The organism is Parabacteroides sp. PH5-46 (genome assembly GCF_029892785.1).
Lineage (GTDB): Bacteria > Bacteroidota > Bacteroidia > Bacteroidales > Tannerellaceae > DFXE01.
On the sequence record NZ_JARXXA010000002.1, the window covers coordinates 233321 to 245193 of the forward strand.

The 11873-nt window shown below is 43.1% G+C and carries 9 protein-coding genes; 7 read left to right on the forward strand and 2 right to left on the reverse strand.

Translation table 11 applies throughout. The annotated features are described in order from the left end of the window. The first annotated feature begins 5 nt into the window (after positions 1-5). Positions 6-713: a helix-hairpin-helix domain-containing protein gene (locus M2470_RS02815; RefSeq protein ID WP_280746455.1), complete on the forward strand. Its 708-nt coding sequence runs from the start codon at positions 6-8 to the stop codon at positions 711-713. Here M2470_RS02815 and M2470_RS02820 read toward each other — a convergent pair whose 3' ends face one another. After that, complete coding sequence (locus tag M2470_RS02820; protein ID WP_280743488.1) at positions 714-3035, reverse strand: TonB-dependent receptor; 2322 nt, start codon at positions 3033-3035, stop codon at positions 714-716. A 371-nt stretch (positions 3036-3406) separates the two neighbouring features. On the opposite strand from M2470_RS02820, the gene M2470_RS02825 reads away from it, so the two are divergent. Then, positions 3407-4009 carry a DUF6261 family protein gene (locus M2470_RS02825; RefSeq protein ID WP_280743487.1) on the forward strand — a complete coding sequence of 201 codons (603 nt, stop codon included), beginning with the start codon at positions 3407-3409 and terminating at the stop codon, positions 4007-4009. Between the two features lie 11 nt (positions 4010-4020). On the opposite strand, the gene M2470_RS02830 is transcribed toward M2470_RS02825, so the two are convergent. Then, positions 4021-5241 (reverse strand): pitrilysin family protein, encoded by a 1221-nt coding sequence (locus M2470_RS02830; protein ID WP_280743486.1) that lies wholly within the window; start codon positions 5239-5241, stop codon positions 4021-4023. A gap of 278 nt (positions 5242-5519) precedes the next feature. Between M2470_RS02830 and M2470_RS02835 the strand changes: the two genes are divergently transcribed. From M2470_RS02835 to M2470_RS02855, 5 genes are all read left to right on the forward strand, one after another. Then, on the forward strand, positions 5520-6131 hold the full coding sequence (locus M2470_RS02835; protein ID WP_280743485.1) for an SIS domain-containing protein: 612 nt from the start codon (positions 5520-5522) through the stop codon (positions 6129-6131). Position 6132: 1 nt separating this feature from the next. Further along, entirely contained in the window at positions 6133-7068 is a 936-nt protein-coding gene (locus M2470_RS02840) for a carbohydrate kinase (protein ID WP_280743484.1), read from the forward strand. A 68-nt stretch (positions 7069-7136) separates the two neighbouring features. After that, complete coding sequence (locus tag M2470_RS02845; RefSeq protein ID WP_280743483.1) at positions 7137-8198, forward strand: tyrosine-protein phosphatase; 1062 nt, start codon at positions 7137-7139, stop codon at positions 8196-8198. Positions 8199-8312: 114 nt separating this feature from the next. Further along, complete coding sequence (locus M2470_RS02850; RefSeq protein WP_280743658.1) at positions 8313-10058, forward strand: DEAD/DEAH box helicase; 1746 nt, start codon at positions 8313-8315, stop codon at positions 10056-10058. Between the two features lie 237 nt (positions 10059-10295). After that, complete coding sequence (locus tag M2470_RS02855; RefSeq protein WP_280743482.1) at positions 10296-11846, forward strand: RNA-binding domain-containing protein; 1551 nt, start codon at positions 10296-10298, stop codon at positions 11844-11846. Positions 11847-11873 lie beyond the last annotated feature (27 nt).

An 11873-nucleotide genomic window follows, 5' to 3' on the forward strand; every position in this document is an offset into this window, starting at 1 on the left:
ACATGATGAAATGGCGTGATTTATTGTATTTCTCTAAAGGGGAAAGACAGGCTCTAACCTTATTATTGATCCTGATAGTAATGGCCTGGATTTTGTTAATTATAAGCGATGGCCGCTCCGTGCCGGATGAGGTGGTGCCCACATATATTGTCCATCCCGAAAACGTTCCGCAGCCTGTACCTGTGGATACAACGAGTGAAAAGACGGTGGAATCGGCGAGAATACCTGCTCCGGTGCCCTCTCCAAAGAAACAATCTACTAGCAGGCGAAGCCCGGTCAAAACGTATTCCAAGCCCGAGAAGTATTCACAGGGAACGATTGTAGAGCTCAATACGGCAGATACAACAGTACTGAAGAAGGTGCCGGGTATTGGCTCTGTTTTTGCTTCGCGGATTGTGAAATACCGGGATTTGCTGGGAGGATTCTATTCCGTTTCTCAGTTGCAGGAAGTCTATGGAATGGACGAAGAACGATATCAGGCTTTACAGGGCTGGTTCCATGCCGACACCTCTTTTATCGCGAAAATACCGATCAATAAAGCCTCTTGCGAATGGTTGCCAAAGCATCCTTACCTGAATTATAAGCAGGCACGCGCTATTTGCCGGTTACGTAAACAAAAAGGCAGACTCTCCGGTTGGGAGAATCTGCTCTTATTAGAAGAATTCAACAAAATAGAGAGAATCCGCTTAGAGGCGTATATATCGTTTGATTAGCTACTTTCCGCTACTCATTACTCCGGAGTCGTCATCGGTATTATTTAGGCGTTTTTGTCCCGCCTTGAATGTTCTTCCGAAGGAGAAGTTCCAGGTTAAGCGGCCAAGCAACATGCGTGAGCTTTCTTTGATGTAAGTGCTCCTGTGATAGGATGCGTATTTCGACCAGTTCTCGTTTTGCTGTTTGTAGTTGTCGGCAAAAGGATTAAACATTCCTACTGTGATGGACAGGTTTTTGTGTCTATAGCTAAGCATCATATAGTGTATATTTTCGCCTCCCGACATGGTTTCACCGTAAAACCAGTTCCAGTTGGTGAATAATCCTCCTCCTAAAGTAAACTTCTTATAAGTAGCCGAGATATCCCCGTTGATGAACCAGTTGGTATATTTGTGATGGTATGTGTTTCCGTTGCTGATGTAGTGGTTTACACCGCCTGTAACCGATAGCTGAAGGATGTCTTTTACCGGGCCTACGCGAAGCATCAGAGCACTGGCCAGTCGTTGCCAGTTTTTCTGATTATCCCAGGTTTGTATGATTTTGTTTCCCTCCAGGCGTTTCTCATCCATGATTGCATCGGGATGATATTCGTATGTTCCCCACAAATTAGAGTAGAATATCCCTTTCTGCCATTCGTAGGTCAGCTCGGTACGATAGCGGAGATAAGGGCTGAGATTCGGGTTGCCGCGTTGTATTTGTAACGAATCGATCGTTTGTTCCACATGGCTGATGTCGGATAGAGAGGGAGATGCATTGCTGATATCTCCTTTCAGGCGGATGAATGACTTTCCGGGAAGTGTGTATTGCAGTACGATGCGAGGATTGAAGGTGTAATACTCGTAGCCTTCACTGTCTCCTTCCTGGTTGAGGTATGAACGGGTAACGCCTGCTCCCAGCGAATAGTCCAGCTTCTTTACTTTTCCTTTGAACTCCGCATACAGGAAGGTCTCGGCCTGTCCCATTTCTGTCGTATAGTTGGCTCCGTTCCTGTATTCATTGTCTGAAAAAGACTGTGTGTGGCGGAGCCCGGCGCTAATCCGGTTTGTTCCCAGTTTCTTCTCGTAAATACCTTCCCCGATAAACGAGTACTTTTTACCGGTTGTCAGGTTGTTTACATCCGTCAGGATAACGTTATCCCGGCTCTCCTGATAGAATCTTGTATTGTCGGTATAATTATACGTTCCTACAGCGTTTAACACGATGGTTTGGTCATGTTTGAGGTTGTGCTGGTAGTACAAGTCGAGTGCCGGACGGTGAATTTTGTTGCTCGAACGGTCGATCATTTGCACAGCATCGTTCGGATTTGCTACATTGTAAAGAGAGCCGTTATAGTCCCAATGCCGTCCGTCATGGTTGTAGTATCGCACGGTTGCGCTGAACATCTTTTGCTCGTCCTGATAGCTGTATGTGCTGTTGAGCCATTGCCAGTACAACTCGCCATGATCTGGTGTCCCCACTTCTCTGCGTTGCAGTACAGATCCGTCGGCAAAGGTGAAGGTTTCTTCATTATCGCGCCACATCCGGTAGAAATCCCGGTGGCTGATGCCATAGTTTACGTTAAACTCCGATTTCTTGTGATTAACCTTGGCATTCAGACTGTTATTTCCCCAGGAAACAATCGGGCTATTCTCGAGGTTGAATCCGAAACTTCCTCCGGTTTCTGGGCGATGTACGATGTAATCGAGCACTACCTCAGCATTCCCATAGCGCAAGCCGGGATTGTCGTGAAACTCGATACGCATAATGTCGGCAGGTTGCAGGGCGATAATATCCTGTATCTCTACCTTTACACCATTGATCCGGTATTGCAGTTCGCCTCCTCCCGGCAGGGAAACTTCGCTGAAAAGAGGGTTTACCTTCAGTTTGGGCAGCATAAGCTGCTGTAGAAGGTCTACTCCGTTGGTGGAGGCTTTAGTCTGCCGCTCGGATGGATAAATGATTTTTTTATCCATCTGGCTACTAAGGTTTGAAGCGCTGATGGTTACGTTCGATAAGGCTACCGACTCATCTTCCAGGTATATATCGGGGAGAAGTATGTTTTTGTCTACATTGCTTATCTCTATGTACTGTGTCTTGTATCCCAGGCTGGAAACGGCCAGGCGATAATCTCCCGGACGTACACCGGGAAGTGCGAAGTTTCCTTTTAAATCGGACGAGCTGCCTGTAATAAAGGCCGAATCGATCGTTTGTAATGCGATGTTGGCAAACTCTAGAGGTTCTTTATTTTTCAGGTCTTTGATGATCCCTTTTATCTCTATATTTTGTGCAAAAGCTCCCTGTATCATACCGGCAAGCAGTATGAGGCAAATTGTTATTCGTTTCATATGATTATTTTATGTTTGATGCAGGTTGGCCTTTCCTGCTTCTGTTTAATTGTAAGACGAAGCCGGAAACGATTTGGTTACATTTTTGTTACTGAAAAGATGTTAACAAAAATGCTAAAAAACACGAAATAATCGAGTCGAAGTTGGAATCTTAACATAATTAACTATATTTGCCGAACATATAACTCTTAAATCTTGTTTTGTTAATAGAGATCGCATTTGACGTTTTAGACTTGATATGAAAACTTTATTATAAAATTAATCAACTGTAAACGAATTTTTTTTTGGTTATGAAACAGATTGCGGATTTTTATTTACCAAGAATGTGCCAACAAGGAGCATTCAATTTTTTTAGAAGTGTATTCGGGAAGATGGAGAAAATCGCAGATGCCAAGTTGCAGCCGATTTTAAGAAATTTTGCCGATGCTATTATTTCGTATGATGTCGCGCTAAAATCTATTCCGAACAATCAGTTGGTAGAAAAAATGGCTGTTGAAAATGAAAATCGCCTGAAAGCATATCAGGCAATTCGTACGCAAGAAAATGAACAACTTGGAAAAAAGATAGAAGATATTCTTGCTGTGTATGATGATCCTGCCCACTTGAATGACGAAGAGAAAACGGAACTTCTAAACAAAATTATCGCAGACCTGGAGACTAAGTTGGATGAAACGGATTTTGAAGAAAAAGAATTCTTCGACAGCCTGTCTCTGTTGAAATGTGCAAATTGGGCATATGCTCAGTATATCAACCTACATAAGATAGATCTGACGGGTAAATGTCTGACGTATGAAACGCTGAAAAGCCGCAAGCAGGCAGAGAATGCGTATTATCATACTGTGAAATTTATTAACGCCATGCTTATCTATAACGGCGATTCGGAATATGCCGATCTCATCGATGATATTAACCATTTGATTGACTCTACAGAAGTAAATCCTGTATTTGACGTTCGGAAAGTGGTTCCTGCCTGATAGCGGGCCGCTTACTCGTAAATAAGCGAAAAGCGTTTTTCCGGATCGAAAATATCTTGGGCGATGTCCTGTATTTCTTCGGTCGTAACGCGTTCTATCCGCGCAAATATATCCTGAATAGTATCGTAACGATTATAATGCAGAAAGCTTTTTCCCAATCCGAGGAAAAGGCTTTCTTTGTTATCACCGGATATCCCCAATTGCCCGATAAGTTGCTTCTTGGCGGCTGATAGTTGTATGTCGGATAGTTTTTCGTTTCGCAGTCTGTTCAGCTCTTTCTCCACCAGGAGGAGAGCTTTTTTTATGTTCTTTTTATCGGTTCCGAAATAGATTGCGGCAAGGCCGGTGTCGGTATAAGCCGTGATGTTAGACTCTACATTATACACCAGACCGTGCTTCTCGCGCAGGGAGATGTTTAGCCTGCTATTCATACCGGGGCCTCCCAGCAGGTTGTTGAGTAGGTATAATGCGGTTCGCTTATCGTTATGCATGCTGTACGAGCGGGCGCCTATCAGGACGTGTGCCTGATGGGTATCCTTCATCAGATGCTTGTTTTCCGGATGGATAGCTTCCGGAACTTTCCGTCCGTTTACAGGCTGTTGAGAAGGTATGTCTCCGAGCAGTTTCTCGGCTATCTTGACTAGCTTTCTGAAATCTGTCCTTCCCATCGAGAAGAAAACCATGTTGGAGGGAACATAATATCGTTTGATAAAGGAACGGGCCGACTCTGATGTAAATTGCAGAAGCGACTCTTCTTCTCCCAGTATATTGTGCCCTAAAGCGTGTCCATTAAAGAGCAGATTCTCGAATTCATCGAATATCAGATCGGAAGGAGAGTCTTTGTACGAGTTGATCTCGTCGAGGATGATGTCTACTTCCTTCTCTATCTCGTGCTGGGGGAATAATGAGTGGAATACCAGGTCTGACAATAGTTCGAATGCCCGGTTGAAATGTTCTTCCATAAAGATGGAGTAAACAAATGTGTCTTCCTTAGTGGTATAGGCATTTAGCTCACCTCCTACATTTTCCATGCGATTCAATATGTGCCAGGCTTTTCGTCGTTCTGTCCCTTTAAACAGCATGTGCTCAACGAAATGCGCCAGGCCAAACTCATCCTCCCGTTCGTCGCGTGTTCCGGCATTAATGGCAAAGCCACAATAGGAAACCGGCGAATCGGACGGTAGATGTATGATTCGCAGCCCGTTTGATAATGTATGTGTGAAGTATTGCATCAATTCTATTTATTTGCGCCTGCAAAAGTACAATAAAACCCCTTATAAACAAACATTTGCTACTGTCAACATCCCGTTTTTGTGCTGTTGATTCTGGTTGCCGATAATTATGGGCAAGCTTGTTGATAATTATGGGCAATATTGTTGATAGTTATCGGCAGAATTGCCGACATATGTCGGCAAACAATAATAATCGGGCATTTTGAGCAAGTATGACTGCCTTTTTTTAAATTTCATATCTTTTATATACCTTTGGGAACTGATAAAATAGGAAAAGAATGACAACAGATGATATAAGGGGTATCTTGCGGCAGGAAGCTGATGCCGTGTTGAATATACCTGTGACAGAAGAGTACGAAAAGGCAATCAGCCTGATAGTAGAATATGTACATAAACAAAAAGGAAAGTTGATTACTACAGGGATGGGAAAAGCCGGGCAGGTGGCAACGAATATTGCTACTACCTTCAGTTCTACCGGAACGCCCGCCTTTTTCCTACATCCCAGTGAAGCACAGCATGGCGACTTGGGCATTGTGCGGGAAAATGATATTATGTTACTGATCTCTAACTCCGGGAAAACGCGCGAATTGGTCGAACTGATCGATCTGACGTGTGGGTTGGTGCCTGATATGAAGTTTATCGTTATCACGGGGAATCCCGATAGCGAATTGGCCAAGCGTTCCACCATCTGCCTGCTGACCGGTGCTCCGGAGGAAGTATGTGCCCTGGGGCTTACGCCTACCACCTCTACAACAGTGATGACGGTTATGGGGGATCTGCTGGTGGTTGGCACGATGAAAAGGATTCAATTCTCCAGTAAAGACTATGCCAAGAGGCATCATGGAGGCTATTTAGGCTCGAAAAGCCGTGAACAAAGCGGACAAGAGTAAGATGCGAAAAGTTATAGGTATAGGCGAAACAATCCTGGACATTATCTTTAAAGATAACCAGCCGCATAAAGCCGTGCCGGGCGGATCGGTATTTAATGGTTTTGTTTCATTGGCCAGACTGGGCGTTCCGCTGGCGTTTATCAGTGAGTTGGGAAATGACAAGGTGGGCGATATTATCCGTGCTTTTATGGATGAAAACGGGATTTCGACGGAATATGTAGACCGTTTCCCGGATGGGAAAAGCCCGGTATCCCTGGCTTTCCTGAAAGAACAAAACCAGGCGGAGTATGTTTTCTATAAAGACTATCCGAACCAGCGGCTGGAAGTGCCGTTCCCACGTATAGAGGCAGATGATATCCTGATTTTCGGTTCGTATTATTCGCTGAATCCGGCCTTGCGCCAGCGCACACTCGAATTGCTGGAGTATGCACACGACCGAAAGGCGATTATCTATTACGATCCCAACTTCCGGAAGGCTCATGCCCATGAGGCGATACGCCTGCTGCCTACTGTCTTTGAAAATCTCGAATTTGCCGATATCGTAAGAGGCTCGGACGAAGATTTATATAACCTTTTTGGCAAAGAAGATATCAAACAGGTATATGAAGAACATATCCGCTTCTATTGTAATACATGCATCACTACGCATGGCAAAGATGGAGTGGATTTATTCGTGGGTAAAGAATACGAGCATTTTACGACTCCTTCCATAAGTCCGCTGAGTACTATCGGAGCGGGGGATTCGCTGAATGCCGGTATCATTTATGCCTTGCTGAAGTACGATATCCGCCGGGATGATCTACCCCAGCTGACAAAAGAAGTTTGGGCAAAAATAATCCGTTGCGGCATAGACCTGGCTACGGAAGTATGCATGAATTATGATAATTATATTTCGGCTACTTTTGCTGATACATATCGGCAAGGTATGCTTAAATAATATTAACCGTTTAACTATAAAGCCAGGAATTGATTATCTTTGCTTACAGAAGAGATTAGGATTGTTATATGCTTATAAGGAGAATTTTAATATTCGTAATTATTGTTGGAGGAATCGTGGGTTGCAGTTCGCATGCGCCTGAGATCCTTTCGCTTTGCCTTCGCGATGATATCGGGAATTATATTCTGAAATGGGAGACAAATCCCCGTATAGAAGGGACGCTGAAATTATATGTGGCAGATGATCCCGAGGAACTTTCCCGAACGAATCTGGCCGGAATGGTTGATATTAGTAATGGCGTTACGACTTATGTAACGAATGACAATATCGTCAGAAAGTATTTCCTGCTCTCTTTCAACGACAGATATTTTGAAACGGTTGCAGCCCGGTCTGTGTGGATGGATAGTGTGCAGAACTTGCGGGATCTGGGTGGATATACGGCCGGTAAAAGCGAAAAAACTACCCGCTGGGGTAAGGTGTACCGTTCGTCTGCTTTAAGCCAGTTGAGCGAACGGGATTTGAAACGATTGGATAACTTGAAGATCAAGACAATCATTGATTTACGCACCCATGAAGAAATAACGAAAGCTCCTGTAGTATATTCTGGGGCAAAAATTGTACATATACCCATATCTGCCGGGAATATGCCGGATATTCTGAGTCGCATAGAAGAAGGACGTGCCAAGAGAGGCGATGCCATCGTGTTTATGCAGGATTTATACCTGCAATATGTTACCGAATGCAGTCCTCAGTTTGCCCAGGCGCTTGATGTCTTTCTGGATGAGGCCAATTACCCTATCCTGTTCAACTGTATGGCAGGTAAAGACCGGACCGGTTTTATGTCGGCCTTGCTGCTGGCAACTCTTGGTGTCTCCGAAGATGCAATTTATCAGGATTACCTTACAACGAATGAGGTTTTTGATCCGGGACAATACCGCTCTGGCCTTCGTTTGCAAGATGTTGACGCTTTGGAAGCGTTTTCAGTGTTGCTTACAGCCAAAGAGTCTTTTTTGCGTTTGGCATTGACTAAAATCAAAAAAGAATACGGTTCCATCGATGAATATCTGACCAAAGAGCTGGGAGTGAATGAAAAACAACAGGCGCATTTAAAAGATATAATGCTTTTTTGAGTTGATATCGAATAATTTACGTACCTTTGCGCCCAAATTCACATTTAAACATTTATATTGAAAACATTTGAAGAATTAGGGGTTGCTGCACCTATATTGAAAGCAATCCAGGAAATGGGATATGAGTCACCCATGCCTGTACAAGAGGAAGTGATTCCTTTTTTACTGGGAGAAGACAATGACGTAATCGCATTAGCCCAGACAGGGACGGGAAAAACAGCCGCTTTCGGTTTGCCTGTATTGCAGAAAATTGATGTGGAAGAACGCCAGCCACAAGCCTTGATTTTATGCCCTACACGCGAATTATGCTTGCAAATTGCAGGCGATTTAATGGATTATTCCAAATATATAGATCGTTTGAAGGTTCTTCCTGTATATGGGGGATCCAGTATTGATAGCCAAATCAAATCTTTAAAACGTGGCGTGCATATCGTTGTAGCCACTCCCGGACGTTTATTAGACCTGATGAACCGCAAAACGGTAGACCTGAATTTGATAAAGAATGTCATACTTGATGAGGCAGACGAGATGCTGAATATGGGCTTTTCCGATAGCATCAATGCAATTCTGGCTGAAGTTCCGTCGTCTCGGAATATGTTGCTGTTTTCAGCTACCATGCCACAGGGAATTGCGTCTATCACCCGGAAATACATGAATAATCCGAAGGAGATTGTAATCGGGCGGAAAAATGAAGGAAATAAGAATATCAAGCATGTTTACTACATGGTGCGTGCACAGGATAAATATCTGGCACTGAAACGTATTGCCGACTATTATCCGAATATATATGGTATTATTTTCTGCCGGACCAGAAAGGAAACGCAGGAAATTGCCGACAAACTGATACAGGATGGCTATAATGCCGATTCCCTGCATGGCGAACTAAGCCAGGCACAACGGGATTATGTGATGCAGAAATTCCGTATCCGGAACCTGCAGCTTTTAGTAGCAACGGATGTTGCGGCAAGAGGTTTGGATGTTGATGATCTGACGCATATTATAAATTACGGTTTGCCCGATGATGTAGAATCGTATACTCACCGGAGCGGACGTACGGCCAGAGCAGGAAAGACTGGTATTGCTATATCCATCTGCCATATCAAGGAAAAAGGAAAAATCCGCGAAATAGAGCGTATCATCAACAAGCAGTTTGAAAAAGGCGAGATGCCGAGCGGTCAGGCTATTTGCGAAAAACAGCTCTTTAATCTGGTGGATCAGATCGAAAAAGTAAAGGTAGACGAGGATGAAATCGCCTCTTTGATGCCTTCTATCTTCCGCAAACTGGAATGGTTGGATAAGGAAGATATCATCAAACGGATTGTTTCTATGGAACTAAACCGGATGATTGATTATTATAAAGATGCCGATGAAATAGAGGTTGTAGACGAACGCTCCTCTGCCAGAGATAAGAAAACAGTCGATGGAAAGGGAAGCAGACGGACGCATACTGCTGAGGAGGGCTTTAGCCGTTTCTTTATTAATTTCGGAAAATCAGACGGTATGTACCCGAATCAGTTGATTGAACTGATAAACAAATGTGTGCCGGGAAAAGTAAGGATAGGAAAGATAGACTTGCTGGAGAATTTCTCTTTCTTTGAAGTAGAAGAAGAGGCGACTGAACGCGTGATGGAGCGGATGAATAATTATGAAGTCGACGGACGGCGTATTTCGGTAGAACCGGCTCAAGGTAAAAAAGGAGAAAAGGGTGGCCGCAGAAATGGTGGGCATGCGAAATTCAATCGTGACAAAGAAAAAGGTGCGCAAGGAGGTCGCTTTTATGATCGCTTTGATAAACGTAGCAGAAATAGCGAAAAACCCTGGCGCCGTGCAACGTCTCGTGATGGGCGTAAAAAGAAATAAAAACAGGTAGGTATGTTATAAATATTCATTTTTCCCGGTATATATACCCTTTTAGTGGGTTGTTATACCGGGAATTATTTTTTGTATGATCTCCTTATTTTTCGTCCTGATTTAAAGGTTTTTGTAAAAGAATCTATAAATTTGGATTTTTTTTTTATCTTTAGGGCTGATTATTTTTTTAGGCAAACAAGCTCTTAATTTTTGACTGTATTAATTGAGGATAGAGGTGTTTTAGAAATGGATGTAAGAAGTGTAAAGCAAATTATTGCTGAAGGTGAAAATTCTGTTATCGAATTTACGAATTGTACGACTGAAATAACGGATTCAGTGTTTCAGGTGATTTGTTCTTTTCTGAATAAAGACGGAGGAACTTTAGTAATCGGTGTGCATGATTTCGGAAAAATAATAGGTGTAGCAGATATGTATATTGACTCTATGCTGAACAGAATTGAATATACGCTGCTTAAAGAGTTTTCCCCAGCTGTTTCTATAAACCCTGAAGTTCTTGATGTAGAAGGCAAAAAAATCATTTATCTCTCCATACCCCAGGCACCGGATGTACAACGTTACCGGAATAAGGTATATGATCGTTCTGGCCGTGAAGTAAACGATGTAACATACAATTATAATCTGGTAGAGAATATATACTTGCGCAAGAAAAAAGAATCATCTGAAAATATTGTATGTCCGTTTTTACGGATGCATGATTTTGATGAACGCGCTTTCAATACGATGCGCCGATATGTTGCAATGGCCAACCCGGTTCATCCCTGGCTGAGTTTTTCTGATGAGGAATTTTTACACGCAGCCGGATTCTGGCGTAAAGACCCGCTGAGTAATAAAGAAGGAGTTGTGCTGGCAGCTGTTTTATTATTCGGAAAGGAAGTTACTATACAAAATTGTTGCCCAGTTACACATCGAACAGATGCTATTTATAGGAATGTATCCTATAATGATTACCTGCAACCTTCTTCCAATTACCCGGAAAACAGATATGATGACCGGGATATCGTTTATTCCAATCTGATTGATTCTTATCTACGGCTGATGACTTTTATGGAACGGAATTTGCCGGAACGTACTCTGGAACTGGATGGCAAATTGGTAGATGTGCGAAAGGCTATTTTTAATGAGTTGCTGACTAATATGCTGGTGCATCGCGACTATACACAAAAATATCCGGCTCGTTTACTTATCTTTTCGGATATGGTAATAACGGAAAATGCTACAAGGATTTTGGAGGAAAGTAAGGTTAAGAATCCGCTTATCACCAAAGTATTTCAGGCAATGAACTGGGCGGGAGAGCCGGGCTCGGGAAGAAAAAATATACAGAAATATGCTCCGCTGTATGACAGAACGTTTGACATTGAGATGCAAGATGCCGAGAAGTATGTTTTTTCTATTTCGTATGGAAATGCAGAAGGTTTGGATTATTTTCAGACTGATGTTAAGCCGGAACTTAATGGCTCTGTAAAAGCCAATAAACAATCAGATAATCAGCCGGAATTTCCGGTTTACTTCTCAAAACTGTCTCAGGCTTGCCCTACAATTGACATCTCGTATGTAGACAAGGCGGAAAGTGTCTTGGAAGCATGTGTAAAGCCACTGCCTATCCAGGATATGATGCGAATGGTCAAACAGTCAAATAGGACCCGTTTCCGACAGAATATCTTAAGGCCGCTTCTGGATGAAGGACTTTTGGCGATGCGAATCCCCACAAAGCCTTCCAGCCCCCTGCAGACTTATTTTACAACAGAAAAAGGAAAAGCTTTGCTTTATACAGACTAGATACCATTCACAACTAAATCTATGACA

What these genes read in the sequence shown, in the direction of transcription:
- M2470_RS02830 (WP_280743486.1), bottom strand. Translation starts at nt 5,241, where the DNA reads ATGCAATACTTCACACATACATTATCAAACGGGCTGCGAATCATACAT.
- M2470_RS02845 (WP_280743483.1), top strand. Translation starts at nt 7,137, where the DNA reads ATGCTTATAAGGAGAATTTTAATATTCGTAATTATTGTTGGAGGAATC.
- M2470_RS02815 (WP_280746455.1), top strand. Translation starts at nt 6, where the DNA reads ATGAAATGGCGTGATTTATTGTATTTCTCTAAAGGGGAAAGACAGGCT.
- M2470_RS02850 (WP_280743658.1), top strand. Translation starts at nt 8,313, where the DNA reads ATGGGATATGAGTCACCCATGCCTGTACAAGAGGAAGTGATTCCTTTT.
- M2470_RS02840 (WP_280743484.1), top strand. Translation starts at nt 6,133, where the DNA reads ATGCGAAAAGTTATAGGTATAGGCGAAACAATCCTGGACATTATCTTT.
- M2470_RS02855 (WP_280743482.1), top strand. Translation starts at nt 10,296, where the DNA reads ATGGATGTAAGAAGTGTAAAGCAAATTATTGCTGAAGGTGAAAATTCT.
- M2470_RS02820 (WP_280743488.1), bottom strand. Translation starts at nt 3,035, where the DNA reads ATGAAACGAATAACAATTTGCCTCATACTGCTTGCCGGTATGATACAG.
- M2470_RS02835 (WP_280743485.1), top strand. Translation starts at nt 5,520, where the DNA reads ATGACAACAGATGATATAAGGGGTATCTTGCGGCAGGAAGCTGATGCC.
- M2470_RS02825 (WP_280743487.1), top strand. Translation starts at nt 3,407, where the DNA reads ATGGAGAAAATCGCAGATGCCAAGTTGCAGCCGATTTTAAGAAATTTT.